Annotated in this window: 21 protein-coding genes and 1 tRNA gene; 14 read left to right on the top strand and 8 right to left on the bottom strand. The window is 68.4% G+C overall.

Annotated elements, in window-relative coordinates; translation table 11 throughout:
• Positions 1-89 precede the first annotated feature (89 nt).
• A complete protein-coding gene (locus tag ACFVAV_RS21470; protein ID WP_379036799.1) occupies positions 90-1,223 on the top strand; it encodes a LuxR C-terminal-related transcriptional regulator in 1,134 nt (377 codons plus the stop codon).
• A 176-nt stretch (positions 1,224-1,399) separates the two neighbouring features.
• Here the strand turns inward: ACFVAV_RS21470 and ACFVAV_RS21465 are convergent, their stop codons facing one another.
• Entirely contained in the window at positions 1,400-3,235 is a 1,836-nt protein-coding gene (locus ACFVAV_RS21465) for an acyl-CoA dehydrogenase (RefSeq protein ID WP_379036980.1), read from the bottom strand.
• Between the two features lie 232 nt (positions 3,236-3,467).
• On the opposite strand from ACFVAV_RS21465, the gene ACFVAV_RS21460 reads away from it, so the two are divergent.
• Entirely contained in the window at positions 3,468-4,061 is a 594-nt protein-coding gene (locus ACFVAV_RS21460; protein ID WP_379036797.1) for an alpha/beta family hydrolase, read from the top strand.
• Positions 4,062-4,108: 47 nt separating this feature from the next.
• Positions 4,109-4,573, top strand: coding sequence for a flavodoxin family protein (locus ACFVAV_RS21455; protein ID WP_379036796.1), 465 nt, complete (start codon positions 4,109-4,111; stop codon positions 4,571-4,573).
• On the opposite strand, the gene ACFVAV_RS21450 is transcribed toward ACFVAV_RS21455, so the two are convergent.
• The 3 genes from ACFVAV_RS21450 to ACFVAV_RS21440 all read right to left on the bottom strand — a co-directional run bounded on the left by ACFVAV_RS21450 (position 4,553) and on the right by ACFVAV_RS21440 (position 7,406).
• Positions 4,553-5,200, bottom strand: a complete 648-nt coding sequence (locus tag ACFVAV_RS21450) for a class I SAM-dependent methyltransferase (protein ID WP_379036795.1) — start codon at positions 5,198-5,200, stop codon at positions 4,553-4,555. The two genes, ACFVAV_RS21455 and ACFVAV_RS21450, sit on opposite strands and share 21 nt — an antisense overlap.
• A 181-nt stretch (positions 5,201-5,381) precedes the next feature.
• Positions 5,382-6,488, bottom strand: a complete 1,107-nt coding sequence (locus ACFVAV_RS21445; RefSeq protein ID WP_379036793.1) for a DUF4185 domain-containing protein — start codon at positions 6,486-6,488, stop codon at positions 5,382-5,384.
• A gap of 171 nt (positions 6,489-6,659) precedes the next feature.
• On the bottom strand, positions 6,660-7,406 hold the full coding sequence (locus ACFVAV_RS21440) for a crotonase/enoyl-CoA hydratase family protein (RefSeq protein ID WP_379036791.1): 747 nt from the start codon (positions 7,404-7,406) through the stop codon (positions 6,660-6,662).
• Between the two features lie 124 nt (positions 7,407-7,530).
• Here ACFVAV_RS21440 and ACFVAV_RS21435 point away from each other — a divergent pair, with 124 nt between their 5' ends.
• From ACFVAV_RS21435 to ACFVAV_RS21415, 5 genes are all read left to right on the top strand, one after another.
• Entirely contained in the window at positions 7,531-7,848 is a 318-nt protein-coding gene (locus tag ACFVAV_RS21435; RefSeq protein ID WP_379036789.1) for a hypothetical protein, read from the top strand.
• A 91-nt stretch (positions 7,849-7,939) separates the two neighbouring features.
• Complete coding sequence (gene sfnG / locus ACFVAV_RS21430; protein ID WP_379036787.1) at positions 7,940-9,055, top strand: dimethylsulfone monooxygenase SfnG; 1,116 nt, start codon at positions 7,940-7,942, stop codon at positions 9,053-9,055.
• A complete protein-coding gene (locus tag ACFVAV_RS21425; protein WP_379036786.1) occupies positions 9,055-10,536 on the top strand; it encodes an acyl-CoA dehydrogenase family protein in 1,482 nt (493 codons plus the stop codon). The genes sfnG and ACFVAV_RS21425 overlap by 1 nt, the downstream gene beginning before the upstream one ends.
• Positions 10,537-10,568: 32 nt before the next feature.
• The gene (locus tag ACFVAV_RS21420; protein WP_379036785.1) at positions 10,569-11,087 is read left to right on the top strand and encodes an NADPH-dependent FMN reductase; all 519 of its coding nucleotides are present in this window, start codon (positions 10,569-10,571) and stop codon (positions 11,085-11,087) included.
• Positions 11,080-11,577 (top strand): flavin reductase family protein, encoded by a 498-nt coding sequence (locus ACFVAV_RS21415; protein ID WP_379036784.1) that lies wholly within the window; start codon positions 11,080-11,082, stop codon positions 11,575-11,577. The genes ACFVAV_RS21420 and ACFVAV_RS21415 overlap by 8 nt, the downstream gene beginning before the upstream one ends.
• Before the next feature lie 56 nt (positions 11,578-11,633).
• Here the strand turns inward: ACFVAV_RS21415 and ACFVAV_RS21410 are convergent.
• Positions 11,634-11,704 (bottom strand) — tRNA-Gly (locus ACFVAV_RS21410).
• A gap of 408 nt (positions 11,705-12,112) precedes the next feature.
• Between ACFVAV_RS21410 and ACFVAV_RS21405 the strand changes: the two genes are divergently transcribed.
• The gene (locus ACFVAV_RS21405) at positions 12,113-12,487 is read left to right on the top strand and encodes a hypothetical protein (protein WP_379036783.1); all 375 of its coding nucleotides are present in this window, start codon (positions 12,113-12,115) and stop codon (positions 12,485-12,487) included.
• A 157-nt stretch (positions 12,488-12,644) separates the two neighbouring features.
• Positions 12,645-13,244 (top strand): dCTP deaminase, encoded by a 600-nt coding sequence (gene dcd / locus ACFVAV_RS21400; protein WP_379036782.1) that lies wholly within the window; start codon positions 12,645-12,647, stop codon positions 13,242-13,244.
• Here the strand turns inward: dcd and ACFVAV_RS21395 are convergent.
• Positions 13,157-13,669, bottom strand: coding sequence for a hypothetical protein (locus ACFVAV_RS21395; protein WP_379036780.1), 513 nt, complete (start codon positions 13,667-13,669; stop codon positions 13,157-13,159). The genes dcd and ACFVAV_RS21395 overlap by 88 nt on opposite strands.
• A gap of 202 nt (positions 13,670-13,871) precedes the next feature.
• On the opposite strand from ACFVAV_RS21395, the gene ACFVAV_RS21390 reads away from it, so the two are divergent.
• The 3 genes from ACFVAV_RS21390 (at position 13,872) to ACFVAV_RS21380 (ending at position 18,245) form a co-directional block, all read left to right on the top strand.
• A complete protein-coding gene (locus tag ACFVAV_RS21390; RefSeq protein ID WP_379036779.1) occupies positions 13,872-15,134 on the top strand; it encodes a helix-turn-helix domain-containing protein in 1,263 nt (420 codons plus the stop codon).
• Between the two features lie 194 nt (positions 15,135-15,328).
• Positions 15,329-16,582, top strand: a complete 1,254-nt coding sequence (locus ACFVAV_RS21385; RefSeq protein ID WP_379036777.1) for a pyridoxal phosphate-dependent aminotransferase — start codon at positions 15,329-15,331, stop codon at positions 16,580-16,582.
• Between the two features lie 385 nt (positions 16,583-16,967).
• A complete protein-coding gene (locus ACFVAV_RS21380; protein ID WP_379036776.1) occupies positions 16,968-18,245 on the top strand; it encodes a YibE/F family protein in 1,278 nt (425 codons plus the stop codon).
• A gap of 1 nt (position 18,246) precedes the next feature.
• On the opposite strand, the gene ACFVAV_RS21375 is transcribed toward ACFVAV_RS21380, so the two are convergent.
• Together ACFVAV_RS21375 and ACFVAV_RS21370 are read right to left on the bottom strand one after the other, a co-directional pair.
• A complete protein-coding gene (locus tag ACFVAV_RS21375; protein WP_379036775.1) occupies positions 18,247-19,602 on the bottom strand; it encodes an Hsp70 family protein in 1,356 nt (451 codons plus the stop codon).
• Between the two features lie 87 nt (positions 19,603-19,689).
• Positions 19,690-21,012: a UDP-glucose dehydrogenase family protein gene (locus ACFVAV_RS21370; RefSeq protein WP_379036774.1), complete on the bottom strand. Its 1,323-nt coding sequence runs from the start codon at positions 21,010-21,012 to the stop codon at positions 19,690-19,692.
• 230 nt (positions 21,013-21,242) lie between these two features.
• On the opposite strand from ACFVAV_RS21370, the gene ACFVAV_RS21365 reads away from it, so the two are divergent.
• The gene (locus ACFVAV_RS21365) at positions 21,243-21,767 is read left to right on the top strand and encodes a YdcF family protein (protein WP_379036772.1); all 525 of its coding nucleotides are present in this window, start codon (positions 21,243-21,245) and stop codon (positions 21,765-21,767) included.
• The last annotated feature ends 143 nt before the right edge of the window (positions 21,768-21,910 follow it).

Genomic DNA, 21,910 nt, shown 5'->3' with positions numbered 1-21,910 from the left:
CGGCGGCGACCATCCCAATCGACCGGGAAATCGGGTATCCCAGCCTTCTGGGATATCGGGCCCTATGGCGCCCGGCGCATACTGATCGCATGCGCAGCCGGCTTCTCCCCGAGCGCGTGCGGAGCGATATCGATGTGCTCTCGCGCGCCGGGCTCGACCTCGACGAGTTCCTTGTCGAGGCGACCGACGCGGTGCGCCGCGCGGTGCCCGCGGTCGCGGCCTGCGTCGGCACGCACGACCCGGCGACGATGATGCTCACCAGCGCCCGCAAGTACGGCTCGCTCATGTCGAACAACGAGCACGACATGCTGTTCGGTGTCATCGAGTACGGCACCGAGGATCCGACCTCGTTCCGTTCGCTGGCGCTCGCGGAGCAGAACGCGGTCGGCCTGCACGCGCTGCTCGGTGCCGAGATCGAACGCTGCGAGCGGATGGCGCGGCTGATGCGCCCGCACTACGGCTTCGGCGACGAGGCCCGGCTGGTGTTCCGTGACGGTTCGGGGGCCTGGGGTTGTCTGGCACTGTTCCGCGGCGGTGACGATCCGATGTTCGGCGCGGACGAGATCGAGTACCTGGCCACCCTCTCCGGAGCGTTCGCGCGTGGGGTACGGGCGGGGGTGCTCACCCGGCTCGCCGATGTCGCCGACCTCGGCGCCGAGACGGCGGGGCCCGCGGTCGTGATCGTCGACGCGAACGACGAGGTGGTGCAGGTCAGCCTCGGTGCCGAGGAGCGGTTCGCCCAGCTGCGGTCCACGGTGCACAGCGGTGACCCACGCAGTCTGGTGATCTCGCTGGTGAGCGCGGCGCGGCGGATGCTCGGCACGCCCGGCGCGCCGATGCCGCGGGCGCGGGTGCGCACGCCGTCGGGGGTGTGGCTGGTGCTGCACGCTTCGCCGCTGGCCGGGCCGAACGGCGCCGTCGGCGATGTCGTGGTGACGATCGAGGAGGCGCGTCCGCCGGAGATCGTCACCCTGGTGGTCGCGGCCTTCGGCCTCACCCCGCGCGAACACGACGTGACCCGCTTCGTGCTCCAAGGCGTCGAAACCAAGGAAATCGCCGCCGCCCTGCACGTCTCGGCCTACACGGTCCAGGACCACCTCAAGTCGATCTTCGACAAAGCAGGTGTCCGCAGCCGCCGCGAACTCATCGCCCGCGTCTACTTCGACCAGTACGTCCCCCGCATGGGCGCCGAAGTCGGCCCGTCCGGTTGGTTCGCCCGGTAAACCCGAAAACGACGAACGGTCCGGAGTCAGAAGACTCCGGACCGTTCAACTGGTCTCGCAAGAACATGGGTAACTCACCGGGAACCGGCTAACTCCCCACGCCCCTTCCCACCGGCCGCGTACCCGACTGAAGACTCACCTGAGTCTGGCCTGAATACGCGGAGAGGCGGAACAGCTCAGAAGGCGGCTTCGTCGAGTTCCATGATGTCGTTGTCCAGGTTGGCCAGGATCGCGCGGGTGGCGGTCAGCTCCGGCAGGACGTTGCGGGCGAAGAACTGCGCCGAGGCGACCTTGCCGGTGTAGAAGGCGACGTCGGAGCCGGTGGCGCCGTTGTCCAGGGCCGCGAGGGCGATCTCGGCCTGCTGCAGCAGCTGCCAGCCGATGAACAGGTCGCCGACCGACATCAGGAAGCGGACCGAACCCAGGCCGACCTTGTACAGCTCGGACGGCTGCTCCTGGGCGCCCATCAGGTGGCCGGTCAGGGTGGCGGCCATGGTCTGGACGTCCTCGAGCGCGGTGGCGAGCAGCTTGCGCTCGCCCTTGAGGCGCTCGTTGGCGGAGTCGGACTCCAGGAACTTCTGGATCTGGCCTGCCACGTGGGCCAGGGCCACACCGCGGTCACGCGCGATCTTGCGGAAGAAGAAGTCCTGCGCCTGGATGGCGGTGGTGCCCTCGTACAGCGAGTCGATCTTCGCGTCGCGGATGTACTGCTCGATCGGGTAGTCCTGCAGGAAGCCGGAGCCACCGAAGGTCTGCAGCGAGTCGGTCAGGTACTGGTAGGCGCGCTCGGAGCCGACACCCTTGACGATCGGGAGCAGCAGGTCGTTCACGCGGAACGCGACGTCCTTGTCGGCACCGGAGACCGCCTCGGCGATTTCCGGGTTCTGGTGGGCGGCGGTGTAGAGGTAGATCGCGCGCAGGCCCTCGGCGTACGCCTTCTGGGTGGCCAGCGAACGACGCACGTCCGGGTGGTGGGTGATGGTCACGCGGGGCGCGGCCTTGTCGGTCATCTGGGTCAGGTCGGCACCCTGGACGCGGGTCTTGGCGTACTCCAGCGCGTTCAGGTAACCGGTCGACAGGGTCGCGATGGCCTTGGTGCCGACCATCATGCGGGCGTTCTCGATGACGTCGAACATCTGCGCGATGCCGTTGTGCACCTCGCCGACCAGCCAGCCCTTGGCGGGCACGCCGTGGCCGCCGAAGGTGACCTCACAGGTGGCCGAGGCCTTGATGCCCATCTTGTGCTCGACGTTGGTGACGAACACGCCGTTGCGGTCACCGTAGGTCTCGGTCTCGAAGTCGAAGTGGGTCTTCGGGACGTAGAACAGCGACAGACCCTTGGTGCCCGGGCCGGCGCCCTCGGGGCGGGCCAGCACCAGGTGCATGATGTTCTCGAACAGGTCGTCGGAGTCACCCGAGGTGATGAAGCGCTTGACACCCTCGATGTGCCACGAGCCGTCTTCCTGCTTGACCGCCTTGGTGCGGCCGGCGCCGACGTCGGAGCCCGCGTCGGGCTCGGTCAGCACCATGGTGGCGCCCCAGTTGCGGTCGGCGATCTTGGCCGCCCAACCCTTCTGCTCTTCGGTGCCGTTGTTGAAGAACACCTGGGCGAAGCCGGCGCCCGCGGCGTACATCTGGATCGGCGGGTTGGCGCCGAGGACCATCTCGGACAGCGCCCAGGTGATGGCGGAGGGAGCGTTCAGGCCGCCGAGCTCCTCGACGACGCCGACCTTGGCCCACTCGCCGTCCTCGAGCGCCTTGTAGGACTTCTTGAAGGACTCGGGCAGGGTGACCGCGTGGGTGTTCGGGTCGAAGGTGGGCGGGTTGCGGTCCGCGTCGGCGAACGACTCGGCCAGCGGGCCCTCGGCCAGGCGACGGACCTCGGAGAGCATCTCCTTGACGGTGTCGGTGTCCAGGTCACCGAAGGTGCCGGCGTCGAGCAGCTTGTCGATGCCGAGGACCTCGAAGAGGTTGAACTCGAGGTCGCGAACGTTTGCCTTGTAGTGGCCCATGTGAGTACTCACTCTCCATTGAGTCTGGTGCGGTCGGTTGTGCGCCGTTCCCGCCCGTCTGACGTCCACCGGGTAGCCTTGCCGGTTTTCCGCATGCTACTCGCGGGTAACTTATTGACCATATTACCGGTGAGTAATGCTCTCGGCAAAGGGGTCGGGGGGCAATGTGACGTGAAAAACACGCGCGAGCGCGGAGATGTTGCTCGCCGCGGCGGCGGGGCTACCGTGAGGTGTGCGCATCGAGACGAGTGCCGGGCCCGCCGAGATCGAGCTCGACGAGGTCGCCGAGCCGGCCTTCCTGCTGGTGATCACGCACGGCGCCGGTGGTGGCGTCGACGCGAAAGACATTCTGGCGGTGAGGGATTCGGCGATCGAAGCCGGTGGAATAGTCGCCCGGGTGGTGCAGCCGTACCGGGTTGCCGGGCGACGGGCGCCGGGGTCGGCGGACAAGCAGGACGAGGCCTGGCTCGAGATCGTCGCCGCGTTGCGTGATCGGTTTGCCGGGGTGCCGGTTGTCCAGGGGGGTCGCAGCAACGGGGCGCGGGTGGCGTGCCGGACGGCCGTCGAGGTGGGCGCGCGCGGGGTGATCGCGCTGTCGTTCCCGCTGCATCCGCCCGGGAAGCCGGAGAAGAGCAGGCGCGAGGAGCTGCTCGCGCCCGGTGACATCGAGGTCGTGGTGATCAACGGCGGCAGCGACCCGTTCGGGGTGCCCGACGCCGCCGACGCGGCCGAGGTGAAAGTGATTCCGAAGCAGGCGCATTCGTTCCGCACCGGATTCGACGTGATCGCCGCGACAGTCGAACCCTGGTTCGCCCGCTGGCACTAGGCTTCGGCGGACAGCTTCGCTCGAGAGGCGAGAGGCAGGGGGCACCCATGAAAGCGCTCATCGTGTGCACGTCCAAGTCGCACGGCAATACCAGGAAGGTCGCCGACGTCATCGGGTCGGTGCTCGACGCGCGGGTGGTCGACCCGGGGGAGATCAGCGCGGACGCGCTCGCCGGGTACGACCTGGTCGGCTTCGGGTCGGGGGTGTACTGGATGGCGCTCGACGCGCGGCTGCGCGAGTTCGTCGACGCACTGCCCGCCGGAGCGGGGCAGGAGGCGTTCGTCTTCGCCACCAGCGGGCTGCCCGAGCCGGGATTTCGCCCCTACCTGCGCAATCTCGGCGACCAGCTCGTCGGCAAGGGGTTCGAGGTGGTCGGTGGTTTCGCCTGCCGCGGGCTCGACACGATGGGGCCGCTCGGGCTCTTCGGCGGGCTGAACAAAGGGCGTCCCAGCGCCGACGACCTGACCTCCGCGCGCGAATTCGGCGAACAGCTACGCGGTCGGTTCGCCTGATTCCGGGAGGTCGCGTTCGGCGACCACCAGGGCGTCGATCGCGTCGGGACCCTCGGTCGGGCGCAGGACGGCGTCGGCGATACGAATCGTGAGGTGGTCACCCGCCGCGCCCAGTTCGGCCCGGATGTCCTCGGGCGTGAACAGGATCGCCGGGTCCTGCGGGCCGCCGTAACCCTGGGTCAGGTTGCGGGTGTCGTGGCCGAGGACCAGGAGCATGCCGCCGGGAGAGATCATGGCGGCGAGTTCGCGCAGCAGGGCGCCGCGCTGCTCGGCGGGCAGGTGCACGAACACCATCAGGATCAGCTCGTACGGGCCGGTGATCCCGGCCGCGGCGAGGTCGGTGATGTCGGCGCACTGCCAGTTCACCCGGGAGCGGACCGAGCGGGACAGGCGCGCCGCCACCGTTCTGCCCTTGTCGATGCCTACCTGGGAGAAGTCGACGGCGTCGATGTGCCAGCCGTGGGTGGCCAGCCAGAGCGCGTGCCGGCCCTCGCCGCAGGCCAGGTCGAGCGCGCGTGGCAGCGGGGGTGGGGTGCCGCCGGTCTCGTCGGGCAGGAGCGGGACGCGGCGGTCGAGGCCGTAGACGTATTCGACCACCGTGCTGTTCGGCGGTGCGCCCCAGATCAATTCACTGTGGGCATACCGAGCATCCCACTCCGCCGCTCCCCCGCCTCCCCGCGACTTTTGGCCAGACTTAGGTGCGTCACCGGTTGTCGATGCGGCCGGCGGTTGATCGGTGGTCATGTCAGCCCGTCCCCCGTGAGTTACCCATGTGCTTGCGAGACCTATGGTGCCAGGTCTCCAGGTGTCAGAGGCGGGTACGCATCAGGACGACGTTGTACTGGGTGTGGATGGTCGTCATGAAGTAGAGGTCGGGGCCGGTTTGGTAGGGGAAGATCGATGGGGCGTAGGCGGTGGGGAGTTCGCGGGTGTCGATCAAGACCTCTGGGCCGCTCCACGGGCCCTGCGGCGAGGGCGCGCGGCGCATCACCACGGAGTTGAACGGGTCGGTGGTCAGGGAGACGAACTGGCCGAGGTACTCGTTGTACATCACCGACAGCTCGCCGACGCCGCCCATGATCGGGGCCGCCGCGTTCACATCGTTGAGCTTCCACCCGCCGCCGTCCCAGTATTCGTAGGCCCCGAGGTTCTCGATCTGGGCTTCCGGGACGCGGGCGATGAACGCGTCGTTGTTGCGGCCGGAGCGGGTGCCGTACTCGTAGACGTAGCCGCCGTCCTTCAGGAAGGCGTTCATCTGGAAGTTGCTGTTACCGCCCTCGTCGGGGCGGCGGGTGTGGGTGAGATCGGCCCAGGTCTCGCCGTTGTCGGCCGAGGCGGCCAGGCCCGAGTAGCTCGTGGTCCACTCGCCCGGCGCGTCCCAGGTCTTCACCGACATCATCGACAGGTACTGGACGCCGTTGGCGGAGATGCCCGCGGTCGGGATGCGGCTGATCTCCAGGAACGGGATCTTCGGGCTGGGGATGAGATCGCGCGCCTGGCCGACGACATCGCGCACGACACTGTGGAAGAAGACGCCGCCCGACGGGTCCTTGGTGTGGCTGCGGACCAGGATGTTGGACCGCCACGCCCAGGTGCTGCCCACCAGCAGGTTCGGGAACCCGATGCCCGCGGTGTCGCCGAAGGCGGTCAGCATCTCGCCGCGGCCGTTGTCCCACATGATGCCCAGGTCGGTGCCGAGGACGTTGTAGTTCTGGGTGTTGTTCGGGCTCGCCATCCCGGTGACCTGGAAGACGGCTTGCGTGCGCCCGTGCAGGGTGGGCAGGCCGTTGGTGCCGTTGAGGACGGGAATCGGGTTGATCGCGTTCGGATTTGCCACGGCGGGAGTCGCTCCGCTCACCAGCAAGGCCGAGGCACCTGCCAGCGCAGCGAGCAGGATGGAACCGGTCTTGGTCATGATCGTCGGAGCCTCCAGGTCACGCCGAAATGGGGGACGCTCCAGGTTCAACTGTGCCGCGTACCACATTCCGACTGATGGACGAATCGCAGCGATGTTAACAGTCAATCGGAGTGGAGTGGGCTACCTCGATTCGTGAGTCGGCATGAACAATTGTCCAATTGCCTGGCGCTAGCTACGAGTCAGTGCCTTACGCAGCAGCAATGGCACCTGGGCCGCGCGTTCGGCGGCGAAGGTCGCGCGGGAATTCCGCTGCCATGAGCGGTCGAAAAGGCGCTTGGCCGCGGCGACCGCGCGCGGATCGCGGGCGGTGATCCGGTCGGCGAGGATTTCCGCCGCCGCCTGTGGGTCGTCCGCGATGTCGGTGATCAGGCCGATTTTCCTGGCTTGCGCGGCGTCGACGGGGTCGGCGGTCATGGTCAGCAGCAGCGCCTGGTCGATGCCGATGAGCTGGGACAATGTGGCGGCGCCCGACATATCCGGAATCAGGCCGTGCGCGGCTTCCATGACCGAGAATTCCGCTGTCGGCGCGGCGATGCGGAAATCGGCGGCCAGCGCGAGCTGCAATCCGCCGCCGAAACAGCGGCCGTGCACGGCGGCGATCACCGGAACGTCCAGGCGTCGCCAGGCCCAGCAGGCTTCCTGGAATGTGTTGGTGCCGCGCCACGGTCGCGGCAGGAATTCGCGGACGATAGCCAGAGGATCGCGGGTTGCGGCCGCGATATCGAGTCCACTACTGAAACTCGGCCCGTTGCCGCTCACTATGACGACCCGGGTTTCTTTGTGCTCGGCCACTTTTCGTGCTGCGGCGACCAGATCGCGCAGCATTTCCAGGGTGAGCCCATTGTGTTTGCCGGGCCGGTTCAAGGTGATATATGCGCGGTCGCTCTCGAAGCGTGTGGTGATGTGGTCTCCCATGGGGCTATCTTACTCGTGAGTCAGTTACGGGTCGATGGTTCGGTGTGGCCCTGGGGGCCGCGGTACGGCATGATCCACACGGCCGCGCATCGGCCGATGCGCGTCGATCGAGAGGACTCGAGAAGTGCGAATCTGTCTGATCGCCGCGGCGCTGATCGCCGCGCCGGTGCTTTCTGCTTGCGGAAGTGGCGACGAGGCGCCCGCGGTCACCCAGGAGCAACTGTCGAAGTCGTTGCAGGACAAGGGGCTGAAGAGTCCCGCGCTGGCCGACTGCGCCGCGAAGGTCTTCCTCGACTCCGGTATGTCGCAGGACGGTTTGCGGGTGATGGTGTCCAACTCGCAGTCCGGTGATCCGGCGAAGCTGCTCGGCGAGGACGACGCGGCCAAGGTGAGCGCCGCCCAGTCGAAGATCGCCGCGGACTGCGTGCGCCTGGGCAGCTGAGGCTCGCGCCTATCGATCGCGCCGATTCAAACTCTCGTCGGGCTCGGTCGCCGGTGTTGCACTGAAAGCGCCGTCGACGACAGGAGCCATCATGACCACGGAGAGAATCGCCGATCAGGTCTCGTTCGCGTACTGGGTCCCCAATGTCAGCGGTGGGCTCGTGACCAGCGATATCGAGCAGCGGACCAGCTGGGATTTCGAGTACAACCGCAAGCTCGCGCAGACCGCGGAGCGCAACGGTTTCGACTACGCGCTCTCGCAGGTCCGCTACACCGCCTCCTACGGCGCCGAGTTCCAGCACGAGTCGACCTCGTTCAGCCTCGCGCTGCTCGGGGCGACCGAGCGGCTCAAGGTGATCGCGGCCGTGCATCCGGGGTTGTGGCATCCGGCGGTCCTGGCGAAGTTCGGGGCGACGGCCGATCATCTGTCCGGTGGCCGGTTCGCGATCAATGTTGTGTCCGGGTGGTTCGCCGGTGAGTTCCAGGCGCTGGGCGAGCCGTGGCTCGAGCACGACGAGCGCTACCGGCGCAGCGCCGAATTCCTCGAGGTGATCCGCAAGATCTGGACCGAGGACGCGGTGAACTACGGCGGCGACTTCTACCGGATCCGCGACTTCACGCTCAAGCCCAAGCCGCTCAATACGCCCGAACGACCGAATCCCGAACTGTTCCAAGGCGGTAACTCCACTGCGGCGCGCCGCAACGGTGGCCGCTACGCCGACTGGTACTTCTCCAACGGCAAGGACTTCGACGGAGTCACCGAGCAATTGGACGATCTGCGTGAGGTCGCCAGGGCCAACGACCGCGAGGTGAAGTTCGGGCTCAACGGGTTCATCATCGCCCGCGACACCGAGAAGGAAGCCCGCGACACCCTGCGCGAGATCGTCGACAAGGCGAACAAGCCTGCGGTGCACGGGTTCCGCGACGCGGTGCAGCAGGCGGGTGCGACGACCACCGATCGCAAGGGCATGTGGGCCGACTCGACCTTCGAGGATCTGGTCCAGTACAACGACGGCTTCCGCACCGGCCTGATCGGCACGCCGGAGCAGATCGCCGAGCGGATCGTGGCGTACCGGGCGCTTGGTGTCGACCTGGTCCTGGCCGGGTTCCTGCACTTCCAGGAGGAGATCGAGTACTTCGGCGCCAAGGTGCTGCCGCTGGTGCGTGAACTGGAGGCCGCCGCAACCCCGGTCGCGGCGGGACGCTGATGACGGTGGTGACCGCCGAGCGGATCACCACGGCCGCACAGGCATTGGCGATCGCCGCCGAACTCGCCGACGAATTCGCCCGGGGCGCGGCCGAACGTGATCACGCGCGCCGGCTGCCGCACGAGGAGCTGGACCAGCTCTCGGCCAGTGGCTTGCTGGCGATCACGGTGCCCGCGGCCTTCGGTGGCGCCGATCTGCCGCCGAGTGTGGTCGCCGAGGTCTTCCGCATCCTGGCGGCGGCCGATCCCAACATCGCGCAGGTGCCGCACAGCCACTTCGTGTATCTGAACCTGTTGCGGCTGGCGGGAACTCCCGCGCAGCAACGGGAGTACTTCGGGCGGGTGCTCGCGGGTGCGCGGATCGCGAACGCGCAGTCCGAACGGGGTGGGGCGACTGTTGCCGAGATCGCGACGACGTTGCGGCCTGGTGCCGACGGGCGGTTCCGCGTCGAGGGGACGAAGTACTACTGCACCGGGTCGCTGTTCGCCGATGTACTCGCCGTGCTGACCAGACTCGATGATCCGCAGGGGGTTTCGGGATTGGAGCCGGGGGAGTACGTGGCCTTCGTCGCCGCATTGGAACCGGGCGTGCGCATCGTCGACGACTGGGATGCGCTGGGGCAGCGAACGACCGGTAGCGGAACCGTCGAGTTCGAGCGGGTGCAGGTCGGCCGCGAACAGCTGGTGGCACGGGCCGCCGCGGTGCAGGCGCCGACCGGATACGGGGCCTTCGCGCAGCTGCTGCATGCCGCGATCGACGCGGGTATCGCGCGCGGTGCGCTCGACGCCGCCGCCGAGTTCGTGCGGACGCGGAGCAGGCCGTGGTTCGAGGCGGACGTCGCGCATGCTGTCGACGATCCGCTGGTCGTGCAGCGGTTCGGGGAGCTGGCTGTGTCGGTGGCCGCGGCGGAGGCGGCGCTGGTCGTTGCCGGTGGGGCGGTCGACGAGGCGGTACGCCCGGCGAGAGCGGCCGATGGTGCGCGCGGCCCGGCGCGAGCGGCCGACGTGGCGCGAGGCTCGGCGGGACTGACTGATGGGGCGCAAGGCCCGGCGAGGCCGACCGATGCGGCGCGAGGTCCGGTGGGGGCGACCGACGTGGCGCGAGGTCCGGTGGGGGCGACCGACGTGGCGCGAGGTCCGGTGGGGGCGACCGACGTGGCGCGAGGCCCGGCGGGACTGACCGATGCCGCGAAAGGCCCGGCGAGGCTGACCGATGTGGCGCCGGGCCCGGGACATGACGCCGCGCAGGCTTCGATCGCGGTCGCGACGGCGAAGATCCTCGCCGATCGTGCTGCGAACGAGGTGTCGGCGGCGATCTTCGAGGTGGGCGGAACGCGCAGCGCCGTCGCCGCGCACCGGCTCGACCACTACTGGCGCAATGCCCGCACCCACACCCTGCACGATCCGGTCCGCTGGAAGTACCAGCACATCGGGCGCGCGGTGCTGCAGGATCGCCCGCCGCCGCTGCACGGCGTCATCTGAGCATCGGTCGATATGAGAGTGAGGACATCCCCGTGACTGTGACCGTCGTCGTCGGAAATCCGAAACCGGCCTCGCGCACCCTGGATGCGGCTGTGCGCGTCGCGCGGGCGCTGCGCCCGGCCGCCGAGCCAGAGGTGATCGACCTCGTGACGCTCGGCCCCGGGCTGCTCGGCTGGGGCGACCCGGCGGTGTCCGAGGCCGCGCGCACCGTGGCCGCCTCGGAGCTGGTGGTTTTCGCCAGCCCGACCTTCAAAGCCACCTACACCGGACTGCTGAAGCTGTTTCTCGAGCAGTTCGACGGCGGCACCGGGCTGGCGGGTGTGATCACCGTGCCGTTGATGCTCGGTGCCGGGCCCACCCACGCACTCGCGCCGGATCTGCTGCTCAAACCGGTGCTGGTGGAGATCGGCGGGACCGCGGCGCTGCCCGGGCTCTACCTCGCCGACCGCAGCTTCGCCGAGGACGGCGTCATCGAGGCGTACGCGCAGCGCTGGGCACCCGTCGTCGCGGCACTGACCGACCGGCCCGTGGAGGCAACGAATCATGCATGAACTCTTGGACTTTCCCGCCGACGGCAACGGTCTGCGCCGGGCCTTCGCCAACTTTCCCAGCGGGGTCGTCGCGGTGTGCGCCGAGATCGACGGCACCCCCCACGGTTTGGCGGTGAGCACCTTCGTCCCCGTCTCGCTCGACCCGCCGCTGGTTTCGTTCTGCGTCCAGAACTCGTCGTCGACCTGGCCCAAACTGGCAGGCGCGGGCCACCTGGGCCTCAGCCTCCTCGGCACCGACCAGCAGGCGGCGGCCAAGGCCCTCGGCGCCCGCAACGGCGACCGCTTCCGCGAAACCGCCCTGCACCGCGGCACCGGCGAAGCGGTCTTCATCGACGGCGCCACCGCCTGGATCGAAGGCGTCCCGGAAACCCACGTCCCCGCCGGCGACCACCTCGTCGTCCTCCTGCGCGTGAACCGCATCGCCGCCCGCGAAGACCTCGACCCACTGGTGTTCCACGCCAGCAAGTTCCGCACCCTGCACGCCGGCTGACCAACCCGAGTACGACGAAGGCCCCGGATCAACCGATCCGGGGCCTTAGCCGTGAGAGCCGATGACGGGAATCGAACCCGCGCTGTCTGCTTGGGAAGCAGAAGTTCTACCATTGAACTACATCGGCGTGCGTTCATCGAGCGCGTTCGCGACTCTATCAGACCGGTTCGTGTGCCGGTCAACTCTTGATCGGACCCCCTCAGAGTAGCGGTAGAGGACTGTCACGGTAAGGGTGGCGACGGCCAGGTCAGGACGGTGGTGGCCGGGCCGATCGTGCGGTCACCGACGTGGAGGTGGGCGATGACGGCGCCGCCGAAGTAGCCGCAGTGCCGTAAGGGGGGTGGGCATCGGCCGATTACGAGCCGGATCGGCATTCGCGCGTTTTACAGTTCGTCGACGGGTTCTGCACAGTTGGCAAGCGTTGTCGTGCGGGCACCCGGTCGCGCCGTGTTGTACGGCGTAACAGGTTCTCCGGCTCGATATTTCGGCTCGGTGTCCGCTGGGCCGTCGGGCTGGGACTACGAAAGGCTGACGAATGAAGCGGGTTCTGTTCGTTTCGGTGATCGCGGCGCTGACGATGCTCGGAGCGGGGTGCTCCGATGATTCCGGGTCCGATACCGGCACCACAACTACCACGACCACCACAACCACCAGTCCGGTTGAGCAGGACCCTGGCCACGGAGACCCGGGACATCAGCATCCGACTACGCCGGCGCAGGACGGGGGCCAGACCGTGCCACCGCCGGTCGAACCCACCACCGCGGTACCGCCCGGGCCCACCGGCATCGTGAACCCGACCACACAGCAGCAGCCGCCGGTCGGACCCACCGGCATCGTGCAGCCCACCGCGAAGCCGTCGACACTGAAGCCGCCGGTCGGACCTACCGGCATCGTGCAGCCGACGCAATAGTCGCGAGCGGCGCGCCGGATTCGGCGCGCCGCGGACCCGAGGGGCGAGCCGGTGCATGTCGATCGCCCCTCGGCCGGGGACGGGCGAACCCCGCCGGGTGGGCCCTTCGCGGGGTGCGGGCGGTCTACCTGCGGCGTCCGCTGCTTAAACTGGGCGCGTGCTGCTCTCCGATCGTGACATCCGGGCCGAGATCGCCGCTGGGCGTCTCGGTGTCGAACCGATGCTGGAGTCGATGGTGCAGCCGTCGAGCATCGACGTGCGGCTCGACGGGCTGTTCCGGGTGTTCGACAACAGTCGCTACACCCACATCGATCCGGCCATGCAGCAGGACGAGCTGACCAGCCTGGTCGAGCCCAAGCCGGGTGAGCCGTTCGTGCTGCACCCGGGCGAGTTCGTGCTCGGGTCGACGCTCGAGGTGTGCTCGCTGCCCGACGACCTGGCCGGGCGGCTCGAGGGCAAGTCGAGTCTGGGCAGGCTCGGGCTGCTCACCCACTCCACGGCGGGGTTCATCGACCCGGGGTTCAGCGGGCACATCACCCTGGAACTGTCGAACGTGGCGAACCTGCCCATCACGCTCTGGCCGGGGATGAAGATCGGGCAGCTGTGCCTGATCCGGCTGACCAGTCCGGCCGAGCACCCGTACGGCAGCGCGGCGGCCGGATCGAAGTATCAGGGGCAGCGCGGGCCGACACCGTCGCGGTCGTACCTCAACTTCCCGTTGCCGTCCGCCTCGCTCGACGCCCTCGAGACCCGCTGAGCAGTCACCGACAGGGCCAGGTGCAGCACCAGCGACAGCGGCGGTAACACGTCGTCGCCGCTGGGCGGGCGCACCCAGTGACAGCCCTCGCGGCTCCACCGGCCCAGGCTGGTCGGCAGCATGACCGCGCTGCCGATGCCGGGGACGTCGATATCGAGGCCGCGGAGTTCGGTGGCCACTTCGGCGGGCGGCCTGGCGTCGGGGTCGGCGAGCAGGCTCCAGCGGATCTGCCTGGCCAGCACCGGCCCGGCCCTGCGTTGCTCCCGTAGCGTTGCCAGCACCAGCTCGGCCCGCGTGGTCGGTAGATGCACCACACAGAGCCGATCGGTGATCGGCAGCATGACGAAGCCACCGCGCTCGCGAACGGGTAGCCCGAATTCGCGCTGGTAGCAAGACACCCAGTCATCGACAGTTCTGGCTTCCACCCTTCCAGGATCGCGGGTGCGCGCGCTCGTGACCACTGCCCCGCACCGCCCTTTCACTGCCTCAGGCAACCGATTCCGCGAAGCTGTGGCGTGTCTCACTGTCGCACTCGTACTCTGGAGCCAGTAGTTCGTCGCGAAAGGTGACGCCGTGGTCGGGGAGTGGACAGGCAGAGAGGCCAGAGCTCTTCGTGATGCCAAACGAATGAGCATCCGAGAGTTCGCGGCCCATCTCGGCGTGCACGAACGACTGGTGTCGAAATGGGAGGCCGGTGGCGAGCGTGTGCGCCCACGGCCGGTGAATCAAGCCGCGCTCGACACGTCGCTGGCTCGGTCCGACGACGTGGTCCGCGCACGTTTCTCTACTCTTTTGGCGCCCACCGGCGCCGACGCCGACCTGCTCGCCTTCGTCGACGCCGGTGCGGTCAAAGGCGCTGTGCCCGAGGTGATGTCGGAGAGGGAGTTGATCATGGCGGCTGCGCACGAGGCGAGCGAGCACGCGGCCGCGGCGGAGAGCACCAATGTCGGCGCGACGACGCTGGCCCAGCTCGACGCCGACGTCCGGCGCATCGCCAACGAATACGTGCACGCCGCACCGGCGCCGATGATGGTGGAGATGCTGCGGGTGCGGCGCCGGGTGTACCGACTACTCGACGGGCAGCAGAAGCCGGTCGACACCAGTCACCTCTACCTGCTCGCGGGCACGCTGTCGGGGCTGATGGCCAACGCGAGCACCGACCTCGGCTACCTCGATGCCGCGGGCGAACAGATCAGGGCCGCTTGGGCTTACGCCGAACTCAGCGGACACAACGGCTTACGGGCGTGGACCCGGGGCATGCACGCCCTCATCGAGAACTGGTCGGACCGGCCGCGCAACGCGGTCCAATTGGCGCGCAGCGGGCAGGAATTCGCCGGCCAGGGGCTGGCCCGGGTGCGGCTGCTCAATATCGAGGCCAGGGTGTGGGCGCGGCTGGGCAGCGATACCGAGACCGACCGCTGCCTGCGCGCGGCCGAAGTCGTGGTGAGCGACCGGCGCGACGAGCTGCACGACGAGATCGGCGGCGTGTTCGGCTTCGGCGCGCCGAAGGCCGCCTACTACGCGGGCGCCACCTGCATCCAGCTCGGCCGGGCCGAGCAGGCACTGGCCGCCACCGAACGGGCCATCACGCTGTACTCGAGCGGGCCCGCGCTGCAGCGCTCCTACGGCGCCGAATCGCTGGCCCGGGTCGACAACGCCGCGGCCCACCTCATCAACGGCAGCATCGACGGCGCCGCCGACGCCCTGCGGCCTGTCCTCGGCATGCCGGAGGACCGCCGCATCGCCCAGCTCGGCGAGCGGCTCGTCGGTCTACGCCGCCGGATCGCCGCCCCGACTTATCGCAATGCTGTCGAAGCGCGTGGACTGGACGAACGCATCGAGGAATTCTGCGTAGCAACCGCGGCCCTGGGAAGCGGGCAACGCCGGTAGCTTGTCCACCGTTCCGACCAGCCACTACCGGGTCGAGTTGCTCGTCGCGGCACCCGACAACCCGATCTCGCTCGAACATGGGTAACTCACCGGGTACGGGCTAACCTCCCACCTCGCTTACTGCCGGCCGCCAACGCAAATCCCCCCGCGCCTAGGTCTGGCCTGAATACTCGGAGAGGCGGCTCAGCCCTACGATGGGACGGGTGAGTCCTCAAACGCCGCATGTGCCGCCGCGCGTCCTCGAGCAGTCGAAGAAGCTGCAGGACGTGGTCTACGAGATCCGTGGGCCGGTACACGCACAGGCAGCGCGCCTGGAGGCCGAGGGCCACCGCATTCTCAAGCTGAACATCGGCAATCCGGCCCCGTTCGGGTTCGAGGCGCCCGATGTGATCATGCGCGACGTGATCGCGGCGCTGCCGTATGCGCAGGGGTACTCCGAGTCCAAGGGCATCCTGTCGGCCCGGCGCGCGATCGTCACCAGGTATGAGCTGGTGCCCGGCTTCCCCGAGCTCGATGTGGACGACGTCTACCTGGGCAACGGCGTCTCCGAGCTGATCACCGTCACCATGCAGGCGCTGCTCGACAACGGCGACGAGGTGCTGATCCCGGCCCCGGACTACCCGCTGTGGACGGCCATGACCAGCCTCGCCGGCGGTACCCCGGTGCACTACCTGTGCGACGAGGCGAACGGCTGGCAGCCCGATATCGCCGATATCGAAGCCAAGATCACCGACAAGACCAAGGCCCTGCTGGTGATCAACCCGAACAATCCGACGGGTGCGGTGTACTCGGCGGAGGTGCTGCAGCAGATCGTCGACCTGGCGCGTAAGCACCGGCTGTTGCTGCTGGCCGACGAGATCTACGACAAGATCCTCTACGACGACGCCAAGCACGTCTCGCTGGCCTCGCTCGCGCCCGACCTGCTGTGCCTGACGTTCAACGGCCTGTCCAAGGCGTATCGGGTGGCCGGGTACCGGTCGGGCTGGCTCGCGATCACCGGGCCCAAGGATCATGCCGCCGGTTTCCTCGAGGGCATCGACCTGCTCGCCTCGTCCCGGCTGTGCCCGAACGTGCCCGCGCAGCACGCCATTCAGGTGGCGCTCGGCGGGCATCAGAGCATCGAGGATCTGATCCTGCCCGGGGGGCGGCTGCTCGAGCAGCGCGATGTGGCGTGGGAGCGGCTCAATATGATCCCCGGCGTGTCGTGTGTGAAGCCGCGTGGCGCGCTGTACGCGTTCCCGCGGCTGGATCCCAACGTGCACGAGATCCACGACGATGGGAAGCTCGTGCTGGATCTGCTCCTGCAGGAGAAGATCTTGATGGTGCAGGGCACCGGGTTCAACTGGCCCGACACCGATCATCTGCGGATCGTGACGCTGCCGTGGGCGCGCGATCTCGCGGTGGCGATCGAGCGGTTCGGCAATTTCCTGTCCAGTTACCGGCAGTGAGACCTCACCCGCCGGGGCCTTGACCTGTGAGTTTGTGGGGGCTCTGGGCAACCTGGTCATCTGGATAGGGGGACCAAAACAGACTTGGTGTTCGGAATCTTGGAGTTTTTAGGGATCTGCTAGTGCAAAAGTCCAAGTTTTGTGTACAGTAGTCCTCGGCGCTTCGGCGCCCGGCCCGGTTGTCTACCCCCCCTGGACAACCGAGAGCCTCAGGTAAGCGCGCCTACCCCCCTGGGCGCCTGCCTGCGGGCGGCGGAGACATCCCCCTGCTCTCCGCCGCCCCCACAAACCCGCCTCCCCGCGAATCTAGGCCAGACCTAGGCGCGGGGAGGTTTGCGTTTGCGTCGGGTCGTTCTTGAAAACGAAATCCTTTAAGCTCGGGCCGGTGAGCGATCATCATCACCACCACCATCACGATCATTCGGGGCCCATTGCTATCGGGGCTACCGCCGCGAAGGTCGTTGTCGGGCTGCTCGCGGTCATCGGGGTGGTGGTGTTGGTGGCGACGGTGATTCTGTGGCCCAGCGCGCAGCACGTCGAGATTCCGTTGCCGATGCAGACCGCGACCGGTGAGGCGGTGCATACCGAGGCGGGCACCGTGGTGTTGCAGGACATCGGGCCCTGTGGGAGTCCCTCGCAGGGCAAGGTGTTCAGCGACACGCCCGAGCCGCCGCGTACGGCCGCCTATACGTGTCAGCGGAGCATCGTCGAGCTGCGGTCGGGGCCTGACAAGGGTGACAAGACGCTGTTCGAAATTGCACCGGGGCCAGGACAACCCGACCTGCGGGCCGGTGACGAGATCCGGGTCGTGCGGGCCGAGGATCCGAGCGGGATGACGATGTACGCGTTCGAGGACTACTCGCGCGGGCTGCCGCTGCTGGTGATCGTGCTGGCGTTCGTCATCGTCATCTGCGTCGTCGCGCGGTGGCGCGGGTTCAGGGCGCTGATCGGGCTCGTCTTCGCGTTCGCCGTCGTCGTCATGTTCCTGCTCCCCGCGCTGCTCGACGGCAAGCCCGCGATTCCGGTCGCGCTGGTCTCGGGAGCGCTGATCCTCTACGTGGTGCTCTACCTCGCGCACGGGGTGAACCTGCGGACCAGTTCCGCGCTGCTCGGGACGCTCGCCTCGATGCTGGTGGCGGCCTTCCTGTCGTGGTTGACGCTGGAGGTCACCAACCTCACCGGACTGTCCGAAGAGCAGAACACCAACGTGGCCACCTACATCCAGCACGTCAGCATCACCGGACTGCTGCTGGCCGGGTTCATCATCGGCTCGCTCGGCGTGCTCAACGACGTCACCATCACCCAGGCCTCGGCCGCCTTCGAACTCGCCGCGCTCGACGAGGGCGCGTCGCGGAGCGAGATCTTCACCGCCACCATGCGCGTCGGTCGCGACCACATCGCCAGCACGGTCTACACCCTGGTGCTCGCCTACGCCGGTGGCGCACTGCCGCTGCTGCTGCTGTTCAGCGTCGCCGGGCGATCCATCACCGACGTGCTCACCGGCGACGCCGTCGCCATCGAGATCACCCGCTCCGCGGTCGGCGGTATCGCGCTGGCCCTGTCGGTGCCGTTGACCACCGTCATCGCGGTGCTGCTCGCCCGGCCGTTCGGCGCCAAGCCGGTCGCCGTGGCACCGCAGCGTGCCAGGCACGCCAGGACCTGAGTTACTCGTCGGGCGGCGGGAAGCCCGGCAGTACCACCGGCGGCAGCGTCGGCACGACGATCGGCGGCAGGCCCGGCACCACCGTGAAGGTGTTGGGGCCCTGCGTCGGCGACGCCGAGGTGGTCGTCTGGGACCCCTGCTGGCGCGTGGGCGGCGCGGCCACTGTGGCGTGGATCGCGTCGGTGGTCGGCGCCGCGGCCGAGGTCGGACCGGTCGGCGAGGGACGCGGCGAGGTCGTGGCTGGCACCGCCTGCGACCCGTCGCTGGAATTGCCGCGCTCGAGTACTTCCGGCCCGTAGCCCAGGCCGAGACCGATCGCGGCGACCACGACCAGCGAACTCACCGTCAGCACGGCGGCATTCAGCTCGCGGCGGTTGTGGCCGCGGTTGGTCAGCGCGCTGAGCGGCCGACGGCGGGCGGGCGCGGTCAACCACGCCGGGGTCGCGTCGTCGACGTCACCGATCGGTGCGGCCGGGGGGCCGACCGGCGCCTGCTGCACCTGCGCGGGGCGGGCGAGCAGCGCCGCGCCGCGGGCCAGCGCCGTCTCCGGCTCGGCGGGCACGATCACCGGAACGCCGATAGTGCGTTCCAATACCCGCGCGATCAGCGGAATCCGGGCGCCGCCGCCGATCACCATGATCGCCTGCACCGGCTGCTGCGCGCGGATGATGACATCGCGGGTCATCCGCGCCGACGACTCGATCGCCAGCATCATCAGCGCTTCGAAGTTCTCCTGGGTGAGCAGCACCAGGCCCTGCTCGCTGGGCAGCGCCACCGCGTTGTTGCTCGACAGCTGTTCCTTGGCGGCCCGGCACAGCGCGTCCAGCTCGGCCAGCCCCACCGGATCGGCCGGATGCGCGATCCGGCCCGAGGCGATCTGCTGTTCCCTGATCAGCGAATCCAGGTAGTCGCCGCTGATGTCGCTGATCCGCTCGCACTGGTAGACGTCGCTGGTGCGCGCGTTGATCACGCTCACGGTGAGACCCGAACTGCCCAGGTCGTAGACCGCCAGGCTGGACACCTCGCGCATATCGCTGGTCGCGTGCGCGAAGTGCACGGCGGCAACGGCTTCGGGGACCAGTTGATAGTTGGTGAGCTGGCGGCGCGCCATCGCGGCCCTGATCGCCCTGGCCTGCTGATCGCTGCGGAAGGTGACCGTGGTGGCCGTGACCTCGGGCGAAGCGGCCAGCGCCTGGGCGATCGCGTCGGCCGCGGACTCCTCGGCCTGGTGCTCCGGCATCGAAATGGTGTGCAGCTCGAACGAATACGGCGGGACGAACCCGTGGGGGCCACCGTGCTGCGGGCGCGCGAGGCGCACTGTGCCGGCCCCCACCGATACTCCCAATACCGCACTCATCAGTTGTCCATCTCGTTCCTACTGCACGACACGCGGAGCCTGCATACTCGGATCTATGGCCCGGCAGCCCCCGCTTGGATCGCCACTCTACGGGGTACCGAGTCCGGCGTACACCCACCCGGCTTCCCGCCAGGTAGCGCGGTCCAGGCAATTGCGACCGTCGATGATCGAACGGGAACGGACCACCGGATCCAGGTCCGCCGGAGTCAATGCCGTGAATTCGTTCCATTCGGTCAGGACCAGGACGACATCGGCGCGATCGCACGCCTCCGACACCGAGGTGGCGTAGTTCAAGGTCGGGAACACCCGGCGCGAATTCTCCACCGCCTTCGGGTCGTACACGGTGACGACCGCGCCGTGCAGCTGGATCATCCCGGCCACGTTCAGCGCGGGCGAATCACGCACGTCGTCGGATTCCGGCTTGAACGCCGCGCCGAGGACCGCCACGTTGGCACCGAGCAGCGAGCCGCCGCAGGCGCGGGCGGCCATGTCGACCACCTTGGTGCGGCGGCGCATGTTGATGTTGTCTACCTCGCGCAGGAACGCCACCGCGTGGTCGGCGCCGAGCTCGCCGGAGCGGGCCATGAACGCGCGGATGTCCTTGGGCAGGCAGCCGCCGCCGAAACCCAGCCCGGCATTGAGGAATCGGCGGCCGATGCGGGCGTCGTAGCCGAGGGCGTCGGCCAGCATCGTCACGTCGGCGCCGGTCGCCTCACAGACTTCCGACACCGCGTTGATGAACGAGATCTTGGTCGCCAGAAAGGCATTCGCCGAGACCTTCACCAATTCGGCGGTGGCCAGGTCGGTCAGCAGGAAGGGGATCTCGGCGGCGATCAGGTCGGCGTAGATCTCGCGGATCTGCTGCTCGACCCAGCCCGAACGCTCGCGGCTGTGGTCGAGGCCGAGGACCAGGCGGTCGGGGCGCAGGGTGTCCTGCACGGCGAAACCCTCACGCAGGAACTCCGGGTTCCAGGCCACCTCGACGTCGACGTTCGCGGCCGCGCGGGCCCGATCACCCAGCGCCGCAGCCGTTCCCACCGGGACCGTCGACTTGCCGACGATCATCGCCGGACGCTCCAGCATCGGCGCGAGGGTATCGACCACGGCGTGCACGTATTTCAGGTCGGCGCCGTACTCACCCTTCTTCTGCGGTGTGCCTACCCCGAGGAAGTGCACGTCGGCGTGGGCCGCCGCGTCCTCGTAGTCGGTGGTGAACCGCAGCCTGCCCGCGGCGAGGTTGCGTTGCAGCACCTCGTCCAGGCCCGGTTCGTAGAACGGCACCACACCGTCGGCCAGTTTGGCCACCTTGCCGGGATCCACATCCACCCCGACCACATCGTGCCCCAGCTCGGCCATACACGCGGCATGCGTGGCCCCCAGGTACCCCGTTCCGAAGACTGTGCATCGCATACTCCTGTTGGTAAGCCGCGCGCGTGGCTACGCCGCGTCAGTGAGGCAAGAGCGGGCGCAACATCTGGTGTACAGGGGGCGACATCGACTGGTCTGCCGGTGGTTCGGGGCTGCTACCTGCGGTGATGGGGTGTGGTGGGGTGCAAGGTTCGGATCGTGGGTATGCAGCGTGTTCGCGGGTGCGGACGTGTCAGCGGGTCGGGCGGGTGGCGCGTGGCTAGCATCGGCCGATGCGCCGGTTGCTCGTCGTCCCTGGTGCGCTGCTGCTCGCGATGATCGTCGCGGCGGTCGCGCTGTGGCCGGTGTATGTGCGGCCGCGCACCGACTCACCGGTTCGCGCCGACGCGATCCTGGTCCTCGGCGGTGCCCATGACGGCCGTGAACAGCTCGGGTTGCGTCTGGCGGCCGAGGGATACGCACCCCGCGTCCTCATCTCCAACCCCTACGAGCGCAGTCCGATGGTCAACCGGATCTGCCACGGCGGCTACAGCTTCGACGTCGTCTGCTTCGACCCCAGCCCCCGGACCACCCTCGGCGAAGGCCGCGAACTGGCCCGCCTCGGCACCGACTGGACCCGCGTCATCGTCGTCACCTTCACCCCACACATCTCCCGCGCCCGCTACATCCTCGGCAAATGCTGGTCGGGCGAACTCCTCTTCGCCGACCCGAAACCCGATCTCTCACCCGCCCGCTGGGCCTGGGACTACGCGTATCAATCCGCCGGCTACGCCAAGGCCTGGTTCGCGGACTGCTGAGGCGAGACCTGGTCGGTAGACAGCAGTGAGGCGCGGGGTGCCGGGGGTAAACGCGACGAACCGGTTTTTAGGGGTTTGGGCCGGGAGTTCTTAAGGCCGGGGGGCTTAGCGGCGGGGGTGAAGGCGAGGCCGCCGGGGGTGGC

Source organism: Nocardia sp. NPDC057663, from assembly GCF_042799895.1.
Lineage (GTDB): Bacteria > Actinomycetota > Actinomycetes > Mycobacteriales > Mycobacteriaceae > Nocardia.
This window is presented reverse-complemented; position numbering and strand designations above follow the sequence as displayed.

Coding starts and splice junctions, on each gene's coding strand:
- ACFVAV_RS21470 (WP_379036799.1), top strand. CDS start 90: ATGCGCAGCCGGCTTCTCCCCGAGCGCGTGCGGAGCGATATCGATGTG.
- ACFVAV_RS21465 (WP_379036980.1), bottom strand. CDS start 3,235: ATGGGCCACTACAAGGCAAACGTTCGCGACCTCGAGTTCAACCTCTTC.
- ACFVAV_RS21455 (WP_379036796.1), top strand. CDS start 4,109: ATGAAAGCGCTCATCGTGTGCACGTCCAAGTCGCACGGCAATACCAGG.
- ACFVAV_RS21445 (WP_379036793.1), bottom strand. CDS start 6,488: ATGACCAAGACCGGTTCCATCCTGCTCGCTGCGCTGGCAGGTGCCTCG.
- ACFVAV_RS21440 (WP_379036791.1), bottom strand. CDS start 7,406: ATGGGAGACCACATCACCACACGCTTCGAGAGCGACCGCGCATATATC.
- sfnG (WP_379036787.1), top strand. CDS start 7,940: ATGACCACGGAGAGAATCGCCGATCAGGTCTCGTTCGCGTACTGGGTC.
- ACFVAV_RS21425 (WP_379036786.1), top strand. CDS start 9,055: ATGACGGTGGTGACCGCCGAGCGGATCACCACGGCCGCACAGGCATTG.
- ACFVAV_RS21415 (WP_379036784.1), top strand. CDS start 11,080: ATGCATGAACTCTTGGACTTTCCCGCCGACGGCAACGGTCTGCGCCGG.
- ACFVAV_RS21405 (WP_379036783.1), top strand. CDS start 12,113: ATGAAGCGGGTTCTGTTCGTTTCGGTGATCGCGGCGCTGACGATGCTC.
- ACFVAV_RS21390 (WP_379036779.1), top strand. CDS start 13,872: ATGAGCATCCGAGAGTTCGCGGCCCATCTCGGCGTGCACGAACGACTG.
- ACFVAV_RS21385 (WP_379036777.1), top strand. CDS start 15,329: ATGGGACGGGTGAGTCCTCAAACGCCGCATGTGCCGCCGCGCGTCCTC.
- ACFVAV_RS21375 (WP_379036775.1), bottom strand. CDS start 19,602: ATGAGTGCGGTATTGGGAGTATCGGTGGGGGCCGGCACAGTGCGCCTC.
- ACFVAV_RS21370 (WP_379036774.1), bottom strand. CDS start 21,012: ATGCGATGCACAGTCTTCGGAACGGGGTACCTGGGGGCCACGCATGCC.
- ACFVAV_RS21365 (WP_379036772.1), top strand. CDS start 21,243: ATGCGCCGGTTGCTCGTCGTCCCTGGTGCGCTGCTGCTCGCGATGATC.